The sequence below is a fragment of the Streptomyces sp. NPDC043726 genome (genome assembly GCF_056436565.1).
In genome coordinates, this window is sequence record NZ_JBWKCI010000001.1 from 697,576 (window position 1) to 718,999 (window position 21,424).

At 72.3% G+C, this 21,424-nt stretch carries 13 protein-coding genes; 2 read left to right on the top strand and 11 right to left on the bottom strand.

Annotated elements, in window-relative coordinates:
- Window positions 1-34 precede the first annotated feature (34 nt).
- The 7 genes from AC068Z_RS03185 to AC068Z_RS03215 all read right to left on the bottom strand — a co-directional run bounded on the left by AC068Z_RS03185 (window position 35) and on the right by AC068Z_RS03215 (window position 13,189).
- The gene (locus AC068Z_RS03185) at window positions 35-1,648 is read right to left on the bottom strand and encodes a succinic semialdehyde dehydrogenase (RefSeq protein ID WP_478551771.1); all 1,614 of its coding nucleotides are present in this window, start codon (window positions 1,646-1,648) and stop codon (window positions 35-37) included.
- Between the two features lie 104 nt (window positions 1,649-1,752).
- Window positions 1,753-3,378 (bottom strand): serine/threonine-protein kinase, encoded by a 1,626-nt coding sequence (locus AC068Z_RS03190; protein WP_478551773.1) that lies wholly within the window; start codon window positions 3,376-3,378, stop codon window positions 1,753-1,755.
- Window positions 3,379-3,392: 14 nt separating this feature from the next.
- A complete protein-coding gene (locus AC068Z_RS03195) occupies window positions 3,393-5,060 on the bottom strand; it encodes a serine/threonine-protein kinase (protein ID WP_478551775.1) in 1,668 nt (555 codons plus the stop codon).
- A gap of 81 nt (window positions 5,061-5,141) precedes the next feature.
- Complete coding sequence (locus AC068Z_RS03200; RefSeq protein WP_478551777.1) at window positions 5,142-6,245, bottom strand: serine/threonine-protein kinase; 1,104 nt, start codon at window positions 6,243-6,245, stop codon at window positions 5,142-5,144.
- A 58-nt stretch (window positions 6,246-6,303) separates the two neighbouring features.
- Entirely contained in the window at window positions 6,304-7,887 is a 1,584-nt protein-coding gene (locus AC068Z_RS03205; RefSeq protein WP_478551779.1) for a protein kinase domain-containing protein, read from the bottom strand.
- 163 nt (window positions 7,888-8,050) lie between these two features.
- Window positions 8,051-10,900 carry a protein kinase gene (locus AC068Z_RS03210; RefSeq protein ID WP_478551781.1) on the bottom strand — a complete coding sequence of 950 codons (2,850 nt, stop codon included), beginning with the start codon at window positions 10,898-10,900 and terminating at the stop codon, window positions 8,051-8,053.
- 174 nt (window positions 10,901-11,074) lie between these two features.
- Window positions 11,075-13,189, bottom strand: a complete 2,115-nt coding sequence (locus AC068Z_RS03215; RefSeq protein ID WP_478552278.1) for a serine/threonine-protein kinase — start codon at window positions 13,187-13,189, stop codon at window positions 11,075-11,077.
- 194 nt (window positions 13,190-13,383) lie between these two features.
- On the opposite strand from AC068Z_RS03215, the gene AC068Z_RS03220 reads away from it, so the two are divergent.
- Window positions 13,384-14,430: a serine hydrolase domain-containing protein gene (locus tag AC068Z_RS03220; RefSeq protein ID WP_478551783.1), complete on the top strand. Its 1,047-nt coding sequence runs from the start codon at window positions 13,384-13,386 to the stop codon at window positions 14,428-14,430.
- Window positions 14,431-14,528: 98 nt separating this feature from the next.
- Here AC068Z_RS03220 and AC068Z_RS03225 read toward each other — a convergent pair whose 3' ends face one another.
- Window positions 14,529-16,235 (bottom strand): glycerol-3-phosphate dehydrogenase/oxidase, encoded by a 1,707-nt coding sequence (locus tag AC068Z_RS03225; RefSeq protein ID WP_478551785.1) that lies wholly within the window; start codon window positions 16,233-16,235, stop codon window positions 14,529-14,531.
- A 294-nt stretch (window positions 16,236-16,529) separates the two neighbouring features.
- Here AC068Z_RS03225 and AC068Z_RS03230 point away from each other — a divergent pair, with 294 nt between their 5' ends.
- Complete coding sequence (locus AC068Z_RS03230) at window positions 16,530-17,738, top strand: nucleotide sugar dehydrogenase (RefSeq protein WP_478551787.1); 1,209 nt, start codon at window positions 16,530-16,532, stop codon at window positions 17,736-17,738.
- A 66-nt stretch (window positions 17,739-17,804) separates the two neighbouring features.
- On the opposite strand, the gene AC068Z_RS03235 is transcribed toward AC068Z_RS03230, so the two are convergent.
- From AC068Z_RS03235 to AC068Z_RS03245, 3 genes are all read right to left on the bottom strand, one after another.
- The gene (locus AC068Z_RS03235; RefSeq protein ID WP_478551789.1) at window positions 17,805-18,929 is read right to left on the bottom strand and encodes a GuaB3 family IMP dehydrogenase-related protein; all 1,125 of its coding nucleotides are present in this window, start codon (window positions 18,927-18,929) and stop codon (window positions 17,805-17,807) included.
- Between the two features lie 105 nt (window positions 18,930-19,034).
- Complete coding sequence (guaB, locus tag AC068Z_RS03240) at window positions 19,035-20,543, bottom strand: IMP dehydrogenase (protein ID WP_478551791.1); 1,509 nt, start codon at window positions 20,541-20,543, stop codon at window positions 19,035-19,037.
- Window positions 20,544-20,685: 142 nt separating this feature from the next.
- Entirely contained in the window at window positions 20,686-21,273 is a 588-nt protein-coding gene (locus tag AC068Z_RS03245; RefSeq protein ID WP_127178445.1) for a sigma-70 family RNA polymerase sigma factor, read from the bottom strand.
- Between the last annotated feature and the right edge of the window lie 151 nt (window positions 21,274-21,424).

Consider the following 21,424-nt stretch of genomic DNA (forward strand, 5'->3'; position numbering starts at 1 on the left):
TGACGGACTGACTGGCGCTTCAACGCGGGCCGGGCTAGCGGAACCGGAACGCCTTCATCAGCCTGAGGCTGCGGCTCATGAGCTGGGCGTACTTCTCGTCGTCCATGCCCAGCGAGGGGGCCATCGGCAGCAGCCGCTGGTGGGCGACCGTCTGGGCCTCGGTGTACTTGAGGATGCCCTCGGAGCCGTGCCGACGGCCGAGCCCGGAGTCCTTCATGCCGCCCATCGGGGACTGGACGCTGCCGTAGGCGGGGGCGTAGCCCTCGTTGACGTTCACCGTGCCGGTGCGCAGCCGTGCCGCCACCGCGCGGCCCCGGGCGCCGTCCTTCGTCCAGACCGAGGAGTTGAGGCCGTACGGCGTGGCGTTGGCGTGCTCGATCGCCTCGTCCTCGCTGGAGAAGCGGTAGATGGAGACGACCGGGCCGAAGGTCTCCTCGCTGCAGACCGCCATGGGCTCGGTCACCTCGTCGAGGATGGTCGGCTCGAAGAAGTACGGGCCGACGTCCGGGCGGGCGACTCCGCCGGCGACGAGCTTGGCGCCCTTGGCGACGGCCTCCTCCACATGCCGCTTGACCGTCTCCAGCTGGCGCTCGCCGACCAGCGAGCCCATGTCGGCGCCGTAGGCGAGGGACCGGCCGAGCCGCATGGCCTTCGTACGGGCGGCGAAGCGCTCCAGGAAGGCGTCGGCGATCGACTCGTGGACGTACAACCGCTCGATGGAGATGCACAGTTGGCCGGCGGAGGAGAAACAGGCGCGGATCGCGCCGGCCGCGGCCTTCTCTATGTCGGCGTCCTCAAGGACCAGCATGGCGTTCTTGCCGCCGAGTTCGAGCGAGACGCCGACCAGGCGGGCGGCGGCGCTCTGGGCGACCTCGCGGCCGGTGCGGGTGGAGCCGGTGAAGGAGACGTAGTCGGCGCGGCGGACGACCTCGGGTCCGACGACCGGGCCCTCGCCGAGCACGACCTGGAAGACCTCGGCGGGCAGCCCCGCCTCGATCAGCAGGTCACGGGCCCACAGGGCGGTCAGGCAGGTCTCGGTGTCCGGCTTCATGACGACGGCGTTGCCCGCGACGAAGGCGGGCAGGGCGTCTCCGACGGAGAGTTCCAGGGGGTAGTTCCAGGGCGCGATCTGGCCGACGACCCCGCGCGGGTGGCGCAGCTCGGTGACCCGCGTGAGCGTGGGCATGGCACCCGCGTGCCGCTTCGGCTTCAGGTAGGCGGCGGCCCTGCGGCCGTAGTGCCGGGCGGCGATCGCGACGGCCTGCACCTCCTCGTGGGCGTGCAGCCGGGCCTTGCCGGTCTCCAGCTGGATCAGGTCCAGCACCTCGGCCTGGCGTTCCAGCACCAGGTCGTGAAAGCGCAGCAGCACCGCCGCGCGCTGCCGTACCGGGGTCTGCGCCCAGACCGCCTGGGCGGCGCGGGCCGCGGCGAACGCCTTCTCCACGTCCTCGGGCGTGGACTCCGGCAGGTCCGCCAGCTTCTCGCCGGTGAAGGGCGTGTGGTTGGCGGTGCGGCCCGAACCGACCACACCGCGGGTCAGCTGGGCGACCAGCTCCGGGGTCACCACGTCGGCGGCGGTGCGGGCGCCCGCCGGGGCGGGGGCGAGGGGGTTCGTGCCGGTCTGTGCCGGGGCCTGCGAGTCCGTCATGACGCGCAGGGTATGCCGCGCCGAAGGCTTTGTGTACCCGGCGGTAATGGGGATTCACGGAGTGCTCACATGCTGCCAGTGACTGCTGGCAGCAAATGCGCTGATCAGGGCGTTGTGGCAATCCTGAGCCGATCGCGGGCGGATGTGAAAACCGCCGTGCCCGTCTTCTCCTCCGCCGTGCCCTTGGGCATCTCGACGCGCAGCTCGTACAGCCGGTTGTCGTCGGTGCGGACGAACAGCTCCATGACGCGGCGCCGCAGCTCCGGGTCCCCGTAGACGCTGTCGGACTGCACGGCCTCCCAGCCGCGGAAGGTCGTCTCGGTGTACTGGGTGCTGGGGCGCTCGAAGAACTCCCATGTCGCCGCGTGCTGCTTCGCCTGGCGCATGGGGCTTCCGGGCGCTTTGTCCCACTGGGTGAGGCGGATCTGCACGGCGGCGTCCGGGTCCGCGTACTCGACGACGCGGGGCTGGATGGCGGCGGTGCCCTGGCGGGCGAACTCCTCGTACTCGGTGGGGAGGGCGATGGTGGCGTGCATCGCCTTCTCCGGGTGGGCGGCCCAACCGGGTTCGGCGCTGGGCCGGGGCGACGCCGATCGGGTCGCCGTGGTGTTCTTCGTGGCCGCGCCGCTGTCGGGGCCCGTGAGGAGCGCGATGCCGAGCCAGGAGGCGCCGACGAGGGTGCCGCCCAGGAGGGCGAGCGGGAGGGGGCGGCGGTGGAGGGGGCGAGGCGGGTCCGGTCGTACGGCGGATATGACCGCCATCGGCTCGGCGGCTACGACGGCCATCGGCTCGGCGGACGTGTCGGCCTCCGGCGCCAGCCGCACGGTGCCGATGTCGTCTCCGAACTCGGCCAGCTCCGAGGCGTCCTGCGGCTCGGACTCCCCCGGCTCCACGGCGTCCCGGGCCCCGGGTGCCGGCCGGCGTGCCGCGGGGGCCACCGCCTGCAGCGCCGCCGCGGTCTCCTCGGCGTCCGGTCGCGCCTCGGGGTCCTTCGCCAGCAGCCGGACCAGCAGCGGCCCGAGGGCGCCCGCGCGCTTCGGCTCGGGCGGGTCGACGGCGAGGATCGCGGCGAGCGTGGACTCCACCGTCGTACGACGGAAAGGCGACCAGCCTTCCACGGCGGCGTAGAGCAGGACGCCGAGGGACCACAGGTCGGACGGGGGTCCGGCGGTGCGGCCCGACATGCGCTCGGGCGCGATGAACTCCAGGGAGCCGACGAACTCCCCGGTGGCGGTGAGGGATTCCTCGCCCTGGACATGGGCGATGCCGAAGTCGGTGAGGACGACCCGGTCGTGCCCTCCGAGCAGGACGTTCGCCGGTTTCACGTCCCGGTGCACGATGCCGACGGAGTGCGCGGCACGCAGGGCGCCGAGGACCGCGAGGCCGATCCCGGCCGACTCGGCGGGCTCCAGGGGGCCGCCCCGGAGCCGCTCGTGCAGGGACTCGCCGCGCACCAACTCCATGACGATCCAGGGGAGTCCGTCCTCCTCCACGACGACGTCGTGGATGGCGACGGCGGACGGATGCTCGACCCGCGCGGCGGCCCGGGCCTCGCGGTAGAGGCGATGGGCGGCCCGCTGGTACGACTCGTCCTCCGGATCACCGGGCAACCGCGGCTGCTTCACGGCGACTTCGCGCTCGACCAGTTCGTCGAGCGCGCGCCACACCGTGCCCATGCCGCCGGAGCCGATGCGTTCGAGCAGCCGGTAACGTCCGCCGACCAGTCGCACGTGGGAGCCTCAGTTCAGAGCGTCTTGATGTCCAGATCCGCGATCACGTTCTCGGCCACCTCGCGTCCCCGCTCGGTGAAGTCGCCCTTGCCGGGATAGCTGATCGTCACCTTATACATGTCCTTCTTGGAGTTCATGTAGTAGAAGATCCTCAGCTCGCGCGGGCGGGGGTTCTGGGTGTCGTTGGTGGTGTAGACGACCGTGTTCTCGGCCGACTTCTTGCCCTTGTACGTCGTCAGCTTCGTGTTGGTCCTCGGGTTCTCGGGCATGGCGAGGTCGTATTCGCCGGAGGCCTCGAACTCCTCGTTCTCGGCGTACATCTGGGCCGCGGCGGAGCCCTTGAGGGTGCCCGAGGTGTCGTCGGCCCTCCGGGTCACGTTCACGCCGATCCAGATCGCGCCGCTCGCGTCGGAGTACGTCACCCAGTTCTTGTCCGTGTCGTCGGCGTCCGGCTTGCCCACCTGGTAGCCCTTGGGCACGCTCAGCGTCACGCCCAGCTTCCGGTCGGTTTCCTGGACCCAGGAACCGGCCGGGCCGTCCTCCCCGCCGAACGGGTCCGCGACCACCAGTCCCGCCGCCGCCACGACGACCGCGACGAACGCGGCGCCGATGCCGACGAGTGCTCCCCGGCCGACCCGGACGCCCTTCTCCGGGCCTCCCGCGAACCGCACGACCTGCGTCTGCGCCGGGGGCGTCGGCGGGGTCGCGGCCCGGTCCAGCAGCGCCCGCACCTGGGCCGCGTTCGGGCGGTGGGCCGGGTCCTTCTGGAGCAGTCCGGTGATGACCTCGGCGAGCGGGCCCTGCGCGGAGGCGGGCGCGGCCGGGGTGGCGTTGAGGACGGACTGGAGCGTGGCCGGGGTGTTGCTGCGGCGGAACGGCGAGACGCCCTCGGTCGCCGCGTACAGCACCACACCGAGGGACCACAGGTCGCTCGCCGGGCCCGGACGCTGGCCCAGCACACGCTCGGGCGCGATGTACTCGGGCGAGCCGACGAAGCCGCCGGTGTCGGTCAGATTGGTCTCACCCTCGATCTGGGCGATGCCGAAGTCGGTGAGCACGACCCGGTCGTGCCGTCCGAGCAGCACGTTGTCCGGCTTCACGTCCCGGTGCAGGATGCCCGCCGCGTGCGCAGCCTCCAGGGCGCCGAGCACGTCGAGGCCGATACGGGCGGCCTCGCGGGCGTCGAGGGTGCCCTCCTGGAGGAGGTCACCGAGGGAACGGCCCTGGACCAGTTCCATCACGATCCACGGCTGGCCGTCGACCAGCGCCACGTCGTGCACGTTCACGACGGAGGGGTGGTCGAGCCGGGCGGCGGCACGGGCCTCGCGGCGCATCCGCTCGAAGGCGTTGGCGCGTTCGCGTTCGGGAAGGTGGTCGGGGATCCGGGGTTCCTTGACGGCCACCTCGCGGTCCACGGTCTCGTCCTTGGCCCGCCACACCGTGCCCATGCCGCCGTGCCCGAGCTTGCTCAACAGCCGGTAGCGGCCCGCGATCAGCCGTCCGGCACCGGGGTCCGCGGGCGCGGGCTGCTGCGGCGGGACGACCTGGGTGGGCGCCGCGTACGGGTTGCCCGGGTGCGGCACATGGTCCGGATGCGGCACGGCCGCCGGCGGTCTCGGCGGTTGCAGGCCGAAACTGGTTGGCTCGTCGGACCCGTAAGGGCTTCCCCCGTTGCTGTTCATGTGTCCATCCATATCGCGCCGAGGCACAGTGGAGCCACCTCGAACGCCGTCCGGTCACAGAGCCGTGACCCCTCGTAGGGCTTATCTCCGGTTTGGGCCGGTAGCGGCGGGCGAGGAGGGGCTAGGGAAGGCGCTGTCAGATGGGCTCGCCGAGGTCTCGGGCGCCGAACTCGACGGCACCGGCGGAACGTTTCCGCCGCTCTCCCCGTCGACCAGCAACGCCACCGCCGACACCCCGGTCACCGCCGTCGCGGCGACCAGGACCAGGCTCACCAGCACGCTCCTCGGGGACAGCCGGAGCGAGGGCGCCGGCACCGGCGCGGGGCGGTGGACGCCGGCCAGGAAGTCCCGCAGCATCCACTCGGCCTGTGCCGCGTCGAGCCGTCGTAGCGGATCGCGCTCCAGCAGGCCCCGTACGACCGGCAGCAGCGGGGTGGCCTGCGGGGGCGGCCGTATCTCGTCGAAGACGACCGCGTGCAGGATGCCGCCCAACGAGTCGCGCCGGAACGGCGATTCACCGCTGACGGCCGTGCACAGCAGTGCGCCCACCGACCACAGGTCGGAGGCGGAACCGGTACCGGCGCCGGACATCCGCTCCGGCGCGGTGTACTCGGGCGGGCCCACGAAGGTGCCGGTCTCGGTGAGGGTGCTGGCGCCCGCGACCTGCGCGATGCCGAAGTCGGTGAGCACGACCCGGCCGGTGCCCCCGTCGATGAGGACGTTCGCGGGCTTGATGTCCCGATGCAGCACGCCCGCCGAGTGCGCGGTGCGCAGCGCGCTCAGCAGCTCGGCGCCGATCCGCGCGGCCTCGACGGCGTCGACGGGCCCGTGCGCCACGATCCGGTCGGCGAGGGAGCCGCCGTCGATCAACTCCATGACGATGTACAGCCGTTCGGCGTGCTCCACGACGTCGTGCACGACGATGATGTGCGGATGCCGCAGCCGCGCGACCGCCCGCGCCTCGCGGAGCGTGCGCTCACGGCGGCGCCGCAGGTCCGCCGGGGAGAGCGCGCCGGGGTCGGTCTCGTCGAAGGGGAACTCCTTCACCGCCACGCGCCGCCCGAGGAGTTGGTCGGTGGCCCGCCACACGACCCCCATCCCGCCGCGCCCGATCCGCACCTCCAGGCGGTAACGGCCCGCGATGACCCGGAAGTCGCCCTCCCCCTGATCCCCGTGGGTCGCCATACGCCCCATCATGCCCCGCCGGACGGCCCCCTTCCGCGGCGCTGACCGGCCAACTGCGTCAGTCTTCGCGCCAGCTCTTCAGCACGGTCTCGAACCGCTCCTCGGCGGGGGCCCATTCGTCCACGGGGGCGGACATGTAGAAGGCGTACTCGGCGCCGCTGTCGGCGATGTACATCTGATCGACGGCCCGGAACGGACCGGGGAAGTCGGAGTCCTTCGCCAGCTGGGTCCAGGTGTACTCCAGGCGCGAGGCCTGGCGGTCGCGGTACACCGTGCGCTTCATGGCGACCGTGGTGTAGTCCACGAGCCGCTGCTTCAAGTGCCCGTCCAAAGCGACCTGATGGGCGTACGGATCATCGAAGTCCGGCGCGCTGTCGACGGCGATCCGCAGGAGGTTCTTGCCCCCGTCGGGCGAGTAGTCGATCTGCGTCAGGCCGTCCTGGTCACTGAACACGCTGCGCTCCCAGCCCTTGGGCAGGGAGAGGCTGAATCCCAGCGGGTCGTCGACACGCACCCAGCCCGCGGGGACGTTGGACTCCGGGCTCCCGGTCGACTTGTTCGTGGGAGTGGGAGTGGGGGTGGGAGTCGGCGTCACGGTCGTGCCCTGGCGCCGTCCTTCGTCCCACTTCTGGAGCGCGACGACCGTGCCTCCGCCGACCAGGGCGGCGACCACCACGACAAGGGCGAGCGTGCGCAGGCGGCGCCTGGGAGGGGCGGGGGCGAGGGGAACCGCCGGGGCCGGGGCGGGCTCCGGGGTCGTGGGCCGCTCGGGACCGACCCGGGGGTGCGCGGCCTGCGTCGGCACGTACATCTGCGCCGCGTTCGGCCGCCGGCCCTCCGCCGCCTCGGCGAGCATCAGTTCGGCCGCCGCCGCGTCGGGGCGCACCGCGGGGTCCTTGTGCAGCAGGGCGGCGATGACGGGGCCGAGCGCGTCGGCGTACGCGGGCCGCGGGGCCTCCTCCTCGACGACCGCCTGCATGGTGGAGAGCGGGGAGGTGCGGCGGAACGGCGACCTGCCCTCCACCGCCGTGTACAGGGTGGCGCCCAGCGCCCACAGATCGGACGCCGGGCCCGGGTCATGGCCGCGGATCCGCTCCGGGGCGAGGTAGTCGACGGAGCCGACGACCTCTCCGGTGCGGGTGATCGTGGTGTCGCCCTCGATCTGCGCGATGCCGAAGTCGGTGAGCAGGACGCGGCGGTCCTCGGCGAGCAGCACGTTGCCGGGCTTGACGTCGCGGTGCAGGACACCGGCGGAGTGCGCGGCGCGCAGGGCGCGCAGCACCCACAGTCCGATCCGGGCGGCCTCGCGCGGCTCGACCCGGCCCCGCTCCTTGACCGCGTCGGCCAGCGAGTGGCCCTCGACCAGCTCCATCACGATCCACGGCCGGGCGTCGTGATCGAGCACGTCGTGCACGGTGACGACCGCCGAGTGGTTGATCCGCGCCGCCGCGCGGGCCTCGGCCCGGGTGCGCGCGAGGAGCCGCTCCTGATCGCTCTCGGAGACGAAGTGCGCTGCGGTCAACTCCTTGATCGCGACGGCCCGGTGCAGCACCTCATCGTGCGCACGCCACACCCGGCCCATACCGCCGCTGCCGATGGCGTCGGTCAGTCGGTAGCGCCCCGCGAGGAGCCGGCCCTGCATCTGATTCACGTTGCCCCGCAATGCTCTTGACAGGGTCACATTAAGGACCGGGGCACGCCCAGGGAACCTGCGGGGCCGCACAGAGACAGCACTGTGACGGTTGTCGCTTCCACCCCCGGAACGCAACCGTCCGCGCCCCGTCACCCACAGTCGGGAGGCTGGCTCAGCCGGTGACCCGATAGGTCGCCGACGCCTGCTCGAACAGCCGCGTCACCTCGTCCCGCTCGGCCTCCGGCCCGCGCACCTGCACGACGTGGTACCGGTCGCCGACCAGGATCGCGAGGTTGCGCACGAAGCGCTCGCGGCCCGCGTCGTCGGTCCAGGTGAACTGGCCCTCCGCCATGGTCCGTCCGCCCACCTCGATGGTCTTCAGACCGGTGGAGGTGGCCCAGCTGGAGTCCCGGTAGGGCTGCAGCTCCGGCTCGTCCTCCCGCTGGTACGCCATCGGGTCGCTGCCGAACTCCGCGGCGGTGTCCCGGCCCGGTACGACGATGAGCTCGAAGTCCCCGTGGGAGTAGACGACCTGCCCGCGGCCGTTCTTCCCCGTCCGGTCCCACCCGTTGGCGACGGCGACCTTGAAGCCCTCGTCGTCGGCGCGCAGGGCGAATCCGTCCGGGACGTCGGGGTCGGTGCCGGTCTGGGTCTCGGTGGAGCCCGAGCCCTTCGAGGGGGTGTTGCCCTCCGCCGGTGACGTCTGGTCGGGGCGGGGCTCGCTGCTCGCCTCGGGTGCCTGGCTGACCTCGCCGGTGGCCCCGGTGCGGTCGGTGTCGTCGGCGCCGCCGCCGGTGTCGGCCTTGGGCATGAAGAGCATGGCGTACGCGATCGCCCCCGCCATCAGGAGCAGTATCAGCACGAGCAGCGTACGGCCGAGGCGGCGCGGCGAACCGGCCTCCTGCCGCGCCCGCTTGTGCCGCCCGTGGTGCGCGGGCAGCCCGGCGCGGCGCCGGCGCACCAGCTCGCCGCGCCGACGCACGACGGGCAGCCGGCTGGCGTCGACGGGCGGCGCCGCCACGACATGCGCCCCGGCCTCGGGCTCGGGCGCCGACCGCACGAGGGAGCGCAACCAGCCGCGCAACTCCTCGAAGTCGAGCCGCTCGGTGGGGTCCTGGCGCAGCAGCGACTCGACGACCGGCCGGAGCGGTCCGCACTCCTCCGCGAAGGCGGGCGGCTCGGCGCACACCATCTGCACCAACTCGGCGGTGGACTCCTCCGGGTACGGCGCATGCCCCTGCACGGCCCGGAACAGCAGCGCCCCGAGCGCCCACAGATCGGTGGCGGGACCGATCGGCGCCGCCAACTGCCAGTTCTCGTGCACGGGCCCGGCCTGCTCGGGCGCCCATCGCTCGGTGACCGGGCCGACGACCGCCATCCGGGCCTGCCGAGCGCGCTCCGCGGCAAGCGCGGTGGCGGGCCCCCGACGCACGGGAGCGACCGCGGCCAGCTCGTCCCAGCGGGCGGCGACGGGGGCGCCGGGGGTCGCGGGGACCGGGGCGCCATGGCCTGCCTGACCCGGGAGCCGGGCGCCCGTGCCGGGGGTGCCCGCCGCGGGTCCGAGAGCTCCGGGGCCGTTACGGCCGGGTGCGGCGAACCCGCCCCCGGTGGACCCTGCCTGGCCCGGGAGGGCGGTGCCTGGGGGCAGGGCGGTGCGGCCGGGGTGCGGCTGGGTTCCCGGCCGTTCGCCCGTCGCCGGGGGTGCACCGGGGGTGCCGGTGCGGGGTGCGGCGCCGTGCCAGGGCGTGGCGCGCACGCCGTAGGGGTCGGCGATCTGCCCGGGCGGCCCGGCAGTGGGGGCGGACGGGTGCTGCTGGATGCCGTTGGCGGAGGGATACGGCGGTTGCGTCACGCCGTTGGCGGAGGGATACGACGGCTGGCTCGCACCGTTGGCGGAGGGATACGGCGGCTGGCTCGCACCATTCGCCGAGGGATACGGCGGTTGCGCCGAGGCACCGTTCGCCGAGGGGTACGGCGGCTGCGCCGAGGCACCGTTCCCCGAGGGATACGGCGGTTCGGCCGAGGCGCCGTTGGCCTCCGGTGCCGGGCGGGCACCCGGGAGAGCCGCTCGGCCGTTCTGGGCCTCCTGCACCCGGGCAGCGGCCCTCGCCCCCGCGCGGTACGCGGCGATCGCTCCGGCCCGCGCCGCCCGGATGTCCCCGCCGCTCTCGACAGCGCGGGGCGTCGGCGCCCCGGCACCCGCACCGCCCGTACCCGAGCCCCCGCGCGGTCCCTCGACCGGCGGCAGCCCTCCGGCCGCCCGTGCCTCGATCGCGGCCCGGCGAGCCGCCTCGGGATCCGCCTCGACGGAGACGGACGCCCCCGCGCCACCGGAACCGCCACCGGAACCGCCACCGGGTCCCGCCCCGGGCCCGCTGAGGCCGACGCCACCGGCATCGTCGTCCGCGGGCACCGGGTCGTACCCGCACAGCGCCTCTTCCGCCGCCCCGACCGCGAGCCCGGTCAGCATCACCCGTCCGTCGTCGCAGACGAGAACCGTCCGCGCGGTGATGTTCCGGTGCACCCAGCCGTGCGCGTGCAGCACCCGCAGCGCCATCAGCACGTCGGAGGCGACCTCCGCCGCCCGGTACGGCGTCAACGGCTTCTCGGCGAGCAGCGCGGCCAGCGGTCGCGCCGACACCAACTCACTGACGATCCACAGCGAACCGCCCTCGGCGAACACGTCGAAGACCTGGTCCAGCCGGGGATGGTCCGGGATCCGGGCCGCCGCCTGCGCGGCCTCCACGGCCCGCCGCACGGCCGGCTCGGTGGGCCGCCGGGTGCTTCCCCGCGCCGCGGGCCGCCGCATCGCGCCCCGGTCACGGGCGGTGAAACCGTCGGGCAGCCCCTCCGCGTCGAGCACCTCGGCCTCGACGACCTCCGGCAACGGCACCTGCCGGACCAGGACTTCCTGTCCGCTGTAGGTGTCGAAGGCCCGGGTCTCGGTGAGTTCGTACTCGTCGGACGGCGGCAGCGGCAGGCGGTAACGGTCGGCGAGCACCCGACCCGCGTACTCGTCCACGATGCCTCCCCCGGCCGCCCGGTCGGTCAATTCCGTTCGCCTCACGTCCCGTTGTGCATACATACCTGGATGCGTACGGTCCGCAAGCACTCACGATACGTGCCGGAGGCAACTCACCAAGAGGGGATGCGAGATCTCACGCCCCAAACCGTGACCCGTCACTCCAAGTGACGGTCACTCCTCCGGTTCGAAGGTCTTCGTGAGCGTCCGCCATGTGTCCTTACGCAGCTCGCTGCCCCAATTGGCGGCTTTCGCCGTGTACATCAGCCCGTACCCCAGATCGTCGTCCACGACGAACCCGCGGTCGATGCTCCGGTACTTGGTCCCGCCGTCGACGTACGTGAACTCCCAGTCGGCCGTGTTCCAGCCCCGGTAGTCCACGGCCTCTATACGGATCCGCTGGTACTGCGCACGCTGCATGCCGCCTTCCTGGTTCTCCCAGTCGGCGACCGGATCGTCCTTGGGCGTGGTGGTCCAGCCGATGAGCAGCTTCTGCCCGTCGGGCCCGGTGAAACGGTCGCCCGCGGCGCTGGTGGACTGGTACTTCCACCCCTTGGGCAGCCCGATCGAGTACCCCTGACCGCCCTCGTGCGTTGCCACCGCACCGCCACCCTTGCCGGAGGACCCGTCGGACGAATCGTCAGAACCCGTCCCACTGCCGGTGGTCGCACTGGCCTCGGCGCTCGGGTCCGCCTCGGAGGTCTCCCCGGACGTGGCCGACTCGCTCGCCTTCCCGTCCGGACTCGCCCCGCCGCTCTCGTCCGCCTTGGTGTCGTCACCGGCGCTCGCCCCGGCCGACGCCTTGGTGTCCCCGCCCGCGGAGTCCTTGGAGTCGTCCCCGCTGAACGCGACGGCCAGCACCACCCCGAGCAGGGCCAGCGCCACGACCACGGCGATGACCACCAACGTCCGCCGCGGCACCACATCGGTCAACGGCGCCCTGGGCACCGCCCGAGGCGGCAGATCCGCCGGCGGCGTCATCACGGGCCACCCAGAACTACGCCCACCGGAAGCCGCGTCACCACCGGCCCCCGAACCGGACCCCGAGCCACCCCCGGCCCCCGAGCCGGCCACAGAACCCGAGCCGGAGCCGACGCCGGAGCCGGCCCCCGAACCACCGACCGCACCCACACCGGCACCGGCCCCGGCACCCGCGCCCGACCCAGATCCGGACCCCGCACCAGTGCCAGTGCCCGAACCCGTGCCAGTACCCGAACCAGCCGCCCCGTCCCCCGACTTGGCCCGAGCAGCCGCCCCGGCCCCCGCCGCGACAGCCGCCTTGCGCACCGAGCGCAGCGCCCCCCGCAGCCGCTCCCCGGCCTCGCCGGAGCCGCCGGAACCACCCGAACCGCCCTTCTCCGAGGGCGCGTCGGGCTGTGCCGGCAGCGGCACGACCTTCGTCGCGTCCAGCGCCTCGGACCCCGCGTTCTTGGGCTCGGGCGCCTGGATGACGGCGTTCAGCATCCGCCGCGCACCCGCGTCGTCGAGCCGCTTGGCCGCGTCCTTGGTGAGCAGCCCGTGGATGACGTCCCGCAGCGGCCCGGCGTTCTTCGGCTCCTCCAGCGGCTCGGTCATCACCGCGGTGAGCGTGGCGATCGCGGAGCCCTTGTCGTACGGCGGCACACCCTCGACCGACGCGTACAGCAGACCGCCGAGCGACCACAGGTCGGCCGCGGGCCCCGGCTTGTGCCCGCGGGCCCGTTCCGGGGAGATGTAGGAGGGCGCGCCGACGAGCATGCCGGTGGAGGTGATGGACGGGTCGCCCTCGACCTGGGCGATGCCGAAGTCGGTGAGCACGACCCGGCCGTCCTCGGCGATCAGTACGTTGGACGGCTTCACGTCACGGTGCAGGATGCCCTGCCGATGGGCCGAGCGCAGCACGTCGAGCACCGCGAGCCCGACCTCCGCCGCGCGCCTCGGCTCCAGCAGGCCGTCCTCCCGGATGACCTCGGCGAGCGACTTGCCCTCGACGAGCTCCATCACGATCCAGGGCCGGTCGTCCTCGTCGACCACGTCGAAGACCGTCACCGCGCTGTTGTTGCGGATCCGCGCGATGGCCTTGGCCTCCCGCAGCGTCCGCGTGATCAGCCGGCGCTTCTCCTCCTCGTCGATGTTCGAGGGGAACCGCAGCTCCTTGACGGCGACGGTGCGCCCCAGGGTCTCGTCCTCGGCACGCCACACCGTGCCCATGCCCCCGCGGCCCAGCACATCTCCCAGCCGGTACCGCCCGGCGAGGAGACGTGCGCTGTTGTCCTGACGGGATGTCCCCGCCCGCTCCGCCTCCGACATGCGTCCCCTCATGCAACCCGCCCTGACAGAGCCTCCATTGTCTCTCACCCGACAAGTGCCCGACGCCCAGGGTGCCCGTGGGACGTGAGAGCTCCAGCGGCCGGAGTCACCCCCACCGGAACCGAACGTTCCGCACCCTGCATGATGGGCCGCGACAAGGAGGTCCCGCCGTGCCGACAAGGAGGGTTCCCGCCGTGCCGTCCCTCCGGACCCTACTGGCCGTTCCTGTGGCCGCGGCCCTCCTGTGCCTGACCCCGGCCGCCTCCTCGGCGCCCCCCGCACCGGCCGCGGACGCGGTCCTTCCGCTGCTGGTCACCGAGGGCGGCGCCCCGGCCGCTGCCCTGCTCTCCCGCGAGGAGGACGGCACCACCCGTTTCGCCACGACCGGCCCCGGCATCGGTCCCGCCGACCACTTCCGGGCGGGCAGCATCACGAAGACCTTCATCGCGACGGTCGTCCTGCAACTGGCCTCCGAACACCGGCTGTCCCTGTCCGACACGGTGGAGCGCCATCTGCCGGAGCTGGTGCGCGGAGCCGGGAACGACGGGCGCGCACTGACCCTGCGTGCCCTGCTCACCCACACCAGCGGCCTGTACGACTTCACCGCGGACACCGGGGGCCTGGTCGCCCTCACCCCTCGTCAGGCCGTACGCCTGGCACTCACCCACCCTCCGGCCGACCGCGGCCGCTTCGCCTACTCCAACACCAACTACGTCCTGCTCGGCCTGGTCGTCCGGCAGGTCACCGGCCGCTCCTACGCGGCCGAGGCCGAACGCCGGCTGATCGCTCCCCTGGGCCTGACCGGCACCTCCTTTCCCGGATCGCGCACCTCCCTCCCCGAACCGCACGGCCGCGCCTACACCGCCGACGGCCGCGACGTCACCGAGCTCGACCCGCGGGTGGCCGGAGCCGCGGGCGAGCTGGTGACCACGCTCGCCGACCTGGACCGCTTCTACGCGGCGCTGCTCGGCGGTGAACTGCTGCCCCCGCGCCGGCTGCGCGAGATGCTCGACACCCGTACCGCGCACGGCTCGTACGGCATGGGCCTGTTCCCCGTGAAGCTGCCGTGCGGCACCACGGTGTGGGGGCACGGCGGACGCATCTCCGGCAGCTCCGTGCGCACCGCGGCCACCGTCGACGGACGCCATGTCCTCACCTACCGGGTGAACACGACAGCGGTGACGGACCCCGGTCTCGAACCCCGGTTGCTCGCAGCCGAGTTCTGCCCCCGCACCTCGTAGAACGCCCGGGTTCCGAGCAGAGATCCCAGCTCACGACACTCGTTCGAGTGAAGAAGGGCCCCGCCGAGAGAGCAGGGCCCGCTGGACGAACAGCCCGGTTACAGCGGCACGATGTCCGGCGCCCCCAGCCGCGCCGCGTCGGCCGTCAGATCGTCCGGCTGGCGCTGGGACTCCCGCTCCGCCTCCACCCGCTTCTCGTAGTGCTGGATCTCCCGCTCGATGTGGTCCTTGTCCCAGCCGAGCACCGGCGCCATCAGCTCGGCAGCCTCACGGGCGCTGAGCGTGCCCCGGTCGAAGGTCTCGATGGAGATGCGAGTGCGCCGGGTCAGCACGTCGTCCAGGTGCCGGGCGCCCTCGTGCGAGGCGGCGTACACCACCTCGGCGCGCAGATAGTCCTCCGCCGCCTTCAGCGGCTCGCCGAGCGAGGGGTCCGCGGCGACGAGGTCGAGGACCTCCTCGGCCAGGGCGCCGTACCGGTTCAACAGGTGCTCCACGCGCACCACATGAAGCCCGGTCCGGGCGGCGATGCGCGCCCGCGCGTTCCACAGCGCCCGGTAGCCCTCCGCGCCGATCAGCGGGATGTCCTCGGTGACGCACTCGGCGACCCGCAGGTCGAGGCCGTGCACCGCCTCGTCCACCGCGTCCTTGGCCATCACCCGGTACGTCGTGTACTTGCCGCCCGCCACCACGACCAGACCCGGCACCGGGTGGGCCACGGTGTGCTCGCGCGAGAGCTTGCTGGTGGCGTCGGACTCACCGGCCAGCAAGGGCCTGAGCCCCGCGTAGACGCCCTGCACGTCGTCGCGCGTGAGCGGCACCGCGAGCACGGAGTTCACATGCTCCAGCAGATAGTCGATGTCCGCGCTGGACGCGGCCGGGTGCGCCTTGTCGAGGTCCCAGTCGGTGTCCGTGGTGCCGATGATCCAGTGCCGGCCCCAGGGGATGACGAACAGGACCGACTTCTCGGTGCGCAGGATCAGTCCGGTCGCCGAGTGGATGCGGTCCTTGGGCACGACCAGGTGGATGCCCTTGGAGGCCCGCACATGGAACTGGCCCCGCTCCCCCACCATCGCCTGGGTGTCGTCGGTCCACACGCCGGTTGCGTTGACGATCTGCTTGGCGTGGATCTCGTACTCCCCGCCGGCCTCGACGTCCTGCACCCGGGCGCCGACCACGCGCTCGCCCTCGCGCAGGAACCCGGTCACCCGCGCGCGGTTGGCCACCTGGGCGCCGTACGCGGCGGCGGTCCGCACCAGGGTGGCGACGAAGCGGGCGTCGTCCATCTGGGCGTCGTAGTACTGCAGGGCCCCGACCAGCGCGTCCTTCTTCAAGGCGGGCGCGACCCGCAGGGCGTGACGGCGGCTCAGGTGCCGGTGCATGGGCAGGCCCCGGCCATGGCCGCGCGCCATCGACATCGCGTCGTAGAGGGCGACGCCGGAACCGGCGTAGAGCCGCTCCCAGCCCTGGTGCTGAAGGGGGTACAGGAAGGGCACCGGCTTCACCAGGTGCGGGGCGAGCCGCTCCAGCAGCAGGCCGCGCTCCTTGAGCGCCTCGCGGACCAGGGCGAAGTCGAGCATCTCCAGATAGCGCAGGCCGCCGTGGATCAGCTTGCTGGACCGGCTCGACGTGCCCGACGCCCAGTCACGCGCCTCGACCAGGCCGGTGGACAGCCCCCGGGTCACCGCGTCCAGCGCGGTCCCCGCGCCGACCACTCCGGCCCCGACGACCAGCAGGTCCAACTCGCGCTCGGCCATTGATGCGAGTGACTCGGCGCGCTGCGCCGGCCCCAGTGTCGCTGTCCTCACCGCTGCCTCCCGCTGTAGGTCGTACCGGCCGCACCCGTGGGGAGTGGCCCGGTCGTATCCCCCATGCCCAAATTCTGACCGTGTTGCCCGACTTCAGCCACCAGTCGCCCCCAGCCTGTGGACAACCTTCACGGACCTGTCCGGCGGACGTCGTCCGCCGGACGGAAAGACACAGGGGGATCAATCCCGTACTTCGGTCATATTTACTCCTAGTCTGACATTGCGCTCGCTCATTCTGTCCACAGGGCTTGCGCACCTGTCCCGCTTCGGTTACTGGGAAGGACGGCCCACGCCATGCCCGCAGATCTCGCCGTCATCGGACTCGGCCCGTACGGCCTGCCGCTGGCCCAGGCCGCCGTGGCCGCCGGCATCCCCACGCTCGGATACCCGACCGGGCCGGAACCAGGCTCCCTCAGCCCCGCCGAACTGCGCCGCATGCTCGCGGCGGGCTTCCGGCACGCCACCAGCCCCGCCGAACTCGGCCGCGTACGCACCGCCGTCATCTGCGCGCCCACCCCGCGCGGGGCGGACGGCGGGCTGGACCTCGCCCAGGTGGAGACGGCCGCCCGCACGCTCGCCGGACGCATGCGCCCGCACACCACCGTGATCCTGGAGTCGCCCGTCCCCCCGGGCACCACCGAGGACCTCCTGCGCCCGCTCCTCGAGGAAGGCTCGGGCCTGCGCGCGGGACGCGACTTCCACCTCGCCTACTCCCCCAGCCGGGTCGACCCCGGCAACCGCGACTTCACCCCCGCCAACACCCCGAAGGTGATCGGCGGCCTCACCCCCGCCTGCACCGAATCGGCCGCCGCCTTCTACTCACGCCTCACCGACAAGGTGGTACGCGCGCGTGGCCCGCGGGAAGCGGAGACCGTGCAGCTGCTGGAGACCAACTTCCGCCACGTCAACATCGCCCTCGTCAACGAGATGGCCGTCCTCTGCCACGACATGGGCGTCGACCTGTGGGACGTCATCCGCTGCGCCGAGACCAAGCCCTTCGGCTTCCAGGCCTTCCGCCCCGGCCCCGGCGTCGGCGGCCACGCCGTCCCCCAGGACCTGACCGCACCCACCGGCCGCACCCTGCGCATGGTCGAACTGGCCCAGCAGGTCAACAACCAGATGCCGCGTTACGTCGTCCAGCGCGCGGCCACCCTCCTGAACGAACACGGCAAGTCCGCGCGCGGGGCGCGTGTTCTGCTCCTCGGCGTCACCTACAAGGCGGACCTCGCCGACCAGCAGTCCACCCCCGCCGAGGAGATCGCCGTCCGCCTGATGAGCCTCGGCGCCTCCGTCAGCTACCACGACCCCCACATCCCGTCCTGGAACGTCCTGGACCGCCCGGTCCCCCGAGCGGACTCCCTGTACGAGGCGGCAGCCGACGCGGACCTGACCATCCTGCTCCAGCAGCATCGGACGTACGACCTCCAGGGCCTGTCGGTGAAGGCCCAGCTCCTCCTCGACACACGGGGGGCCACGCCCACGGGGGCGGCGCACCGGTTGTGAGGCCCCCTCGGGCATGCGAAAGGGCCGGTCGCCGCCAGGCAACCGGCCCTTTGGACGCCGTACGGTTTACCGCTTGTGCTGCGAGTCCGCCACCGTGACCTCGACGCGCTGGAATTCCTTCAGCTCGCTGTAGCCGGTCGTGGCCATCGCGCGGCGCAGGGCGCCGAAGAGGTTCATGGAGCCGTCCGGGGTGTGCGACGGGCCCGTGAGGACCTCCTCGATCGTGCCGACCGTGCCGAGGTCGACCTTCTTGCCGCGCGGAAGCTCCTCGTTCACCGCCTCCATGCCCCAGTGGTGGCCGCGACCCGGCGCGTCCGTCGCACGGGCCAGCGGGGAGCCCATCATCACCGCGTCCGCGCCGCAGGCGATGGCCTTCGGGAGGTCGCCGGACCAGCCCACGCCGCCGTCGGCGATGACGTGGACGTACCGGCCGCCGGACTCGTCCATGTAGTCACGGCGGGCCGCCGCCACGTCCGCCACGGCCGTCGCCATCGGGACCTGGATGCCCAGCACATTGCGCGTGGTGTGCGCCGCGCCGCCGCCGAAGCCGACCAGGACGCCCGCGGCGCCGGTGCGCATCAGGTGCAGGGCCGCGGTGTAGGTGGCGCAGCCGCCGACGATCACCGGGACGTCGAGCTCGTAGATGAACTGCTTCAGGTTCAGCGGCTCGTGCGAGCCGGAGACGTGCTCCGCCGAGACCGTCGTACCGCGGATGACGAAGATGTCCACGCCCGCGTCCACCACGGCCTTGGAGAACTGCGCCGTGCGCTGCGGGGAGAGCGCGGCGGCGGTGACCACGCCGGAGTCGCGCACCTCCTTGATGCGCGCGCCGATCAGCTCCTCCTTGATGGGGGCGGAGTAGATCTCCTGGAGACGGCGGGTCGCGGCCTCCGGGTCCAGCTCCGTGATCTCGTCGAGCAGCGGCTGCGGGTCCTCGTACCGCGTCCACAGACCCTCGAGGTTCAGCACGCCGAGGCCGCCCAGCTCACCGATGCGGATCGCGGTGGCCGGGGAGACGACCGAGTCCATGGGGGCGGCCAGGAACGGCAGCTCGAAGCGGTAGGCGTCGATCTGCCAGGCGATCGAGACCTCCTTCGGGTCTCGCGTACGGCGGCTCGGGACGACGGCGATGTCGTCGAAGGCGTACGCCCGGCGGCCGCGCTTGCCGCGCCCGATCTCGATCTCAGTCACGTCTGTGGCCTTTCCCTGATGCGTTTCAGCGTCTTCCAGTATCGCCGACGGGCACGGCGAGGGCGGCCCCGGATGCTCCGGGGCCGCCCTGGCAGAAGCTCGCGCCTACTTGTTGCGGCTGTAGTTCGGCGCCTCGACCGTCATCTGGATGTCGTGCGGGTGGCTCTCCTTCAGGCCCGCGGACGTGATCCGGACGAACTGGCCGTTCGCCTGGAGGTCCGGAACCGTGCGGCCGCCGACGTAGAACATCGACTGGCGCAGGCCGCCGACCAGCTGGTGGACGACCGAGGAGAGCGGGCCGCGGTAGGGCACCTGGCCCTCGATGCCCTCGGGGACCAGCTGCTCGTCGGAGGCGACGCCCTCCTGGAAGTAGCGGTCCTTGGAGAACGACTTGCGGTCGCCGCGCGACTGCATGGCGCCCAGCGAGCCCATGCCGCGGTACGACTTGAACTGCTTGCCGTTGATGAACATCAGCTCGCCCGGCGACTCCTCGCAGCCCGCGAGCAGCGAGCCGAGCATCACCGTGTCGGCGCCCGCGACCAGGGCCTTGGCGATGTCGCCGGAGTACTGCAGACCGCCGTCGCCGATGACCGGGATACCGGCCTCCTTGGCGGCGAGGGACGCCTCGTAGATGGCGGTGACCTGCGGGACGCCGATGCCGGCGACGACGCGGGTGGTGCAGATGGAGCCCGGACCGACACCGACCTTGATGCCGTCCACGCCGGAGTCGATCAGCGCCTGGGCGCCCTCGCGGGTGGCGATGTTGCCGCCGATGACGTCCACGCCCGCCGAGTTCGACTTGATCTTGGCGACCATGTCGCCGACCAGCCGGGAGTGGCCGTGCGCGGTGTCCACGACGATGAAGTCGACACCGGCCTCGATCAGGGCCTGGGCGCGCTCGAAGGCGTCACCGGCCACACCGACCGCGGCGCCGACCAGCAGCCGGCCCTCGGCGTCCTTGGCGGCGTTCGGGTACTTCTCCGCCTTGACGAAGTCCTTGACCGTGATCAGGCCCTTGAGGACACCCGCGTCGTCGACCAGCGGAAGCTTCTCGATCTTGTGCTTGCGCAGCAGCTCCATGGCCTCGACACCGGTGGTGCCGACCTTGCCGGTGACCAGCGGCATCGGGGTCATGACCTCGCGGACCCGGCGCGAGCGGTCCGTCTCGAAGGCCATGTCACGGTTGGTGACGATGCCGAGGAGCTTCTTGTCCCCGTCGGTGACCGGCACACCGCTGATGCGGAACTTGGCGCAGAGCGCGTCCGCCTCGGCGAGGGTGGCGTCCGGGTGCACGGTGATCGGGTCGGCCACCATGCCGGACTCGGAGCGCTTGACCAGGTCGACCTGGTTGGCCTGGTCCTCGATGGAGAGATTGCGGTGCAGTACGCCGACGCCGCCCTGGCGGGCCATCGCGATCGCCATGCGCGACTCGGTGACCTTGTCCATGGCGGCGGACAGCAGCGGGATGTTGACCCGTACGTTCTTGGAGACGTACGAGGCGGTGTCGATGTCGTCGGGCGCCATGTCGGACGCGCCCGGCAGCAGCAGCACATCGTCGTAGGTCAGCCCGAGTGTCGCGAATTTGGCGGGCACTCCGTCGACGTTGGCAGTCATGACACCTTCCCCAAATGGCCTTGATCGGTGCGGATGTCCATGCTAACGGGAAGCGCGGGTCTCAAATTCCACGGTTCTGGATGGCATCCGGCTTCGTATGTTCGTACGGAATCGAGGCGATGCCTGTTCACGAAAGGGCCGACTACTGCTCGGCCAGTGCCCGCAGCCTGCTCAGCGCACGGTGCTGGGCCACTCTCACCGCACCGGGTGACATTCCCAACATCTGACCCGTCTCCTCCGCCGTCAACCCCACCGCGATCCTCAGCAGCAGCAGCTCACGCTGGTTCTCGGGCAGGTTGGCCAGGAGCTTCTTGGCCCATTCGGCGTCGCTGCTGAGCAGGGCGCGCTCCTCGGGGCCGAGGGAGTCGTCCGGGCGCTCGGGCATCTCGTCGGAGGGCACCGCGGTGGAGCCGGGGTGCCGCATGGCCGCGCGCTGCAGGTCGGCGACCTTGTGCGCGGCGATGGCGAAGACGAACGCCTCGAAGGGGCGGCCGGTGTCCTTGTAGCGCGGCAGGGCGAGCAGGACGGCCACGCAGACCTCCTGCGCGAGGTCCTCCACGAAGTGCCGGGCGTCCCCGGGAAGCCGGGACAGACGGGTGCGGCAGTAGCGCAGGGCCAGGGGGTGGACATGGGCGAGCAGGTCGTGCGTGGCCTGCTCGTCCCCGTCGACGGCGCGATGGACGAGTGCACCGATCGCCCCTGCGGCAGTCGCCGCCTCGTCGTCGCGCATCGGTCCATGGTGCCTTGCGCCTTCGCGGTCCGTGGCACCGCGTCCGATGTTGTGCACCGAAGCGTTATGAGCAGGTGCGCCGGAACTCATCTCCTGCGCCCTCCCCTTCCGCTCGACCGACTCGTCCCCGAGAGACTCCACATCTTCAAGG

Bases quoted from the DNA above. Each gene is read 5' to 3' on its own strand.
- AC068Z_RS03185 (WP_478551771.1), bottom strand. From the start codon at position 1,648: ATGACGGACTCGCAGGCCCCGGCACAGACCGGCACGAACCCCCTCGCC.
- AC068Z_RS03245 (WP_127178445.1), bottom strand. From the start codon at position 21,273: ATGCGCGACGACGAGGCGGCGACTGCCGCAGGGGCGATCGGTGCACTC.
- AC068Z_RS03230 (WP_478551787.1), top strand. From the start codon at position 16,530: ATGCCCGCAGATCTCGCCGTCATCGGACTCGGCCCGTACGGCCTGCCG.
- guaB (WP_478551791.1), bottom strand. From the start codon at position 20,543: ATGACTGCCAACGTCGACGGAGTGCCCGCCAAATTCGCGACACTCGGG.
- AC068Z_RS03195 (WP_478551775.1), bottom strand. From the start codon at position 5,060: ATGAACAGCAACGGGGGAAGCCCTTACGGGTCCGACGAGCCAACCAGT.
- AC068Z_RS03200 (WP_478551777.1), bottom strand. From the start codon at position 6,245: ATGGCGACCCACGGGGATCAGGGGGAGGGCGACTTCCGGGTCATCGCG.
- AC068Z_RS03215 (WP_478552278.1), bottom strand. From the start codon at position 13,189: ATGTCGGAGGCGGAGCGGGCGGGGACATCCCGTCAGGACAACAGCGCA.
- AC068Z_RS03205 (WP_478551779.1), bottom strand. From the start codon at position 7,887: ATGCAGGGCCGGCTCCTCGCGGGGCGCTACCGACTGACCGACGCCATC.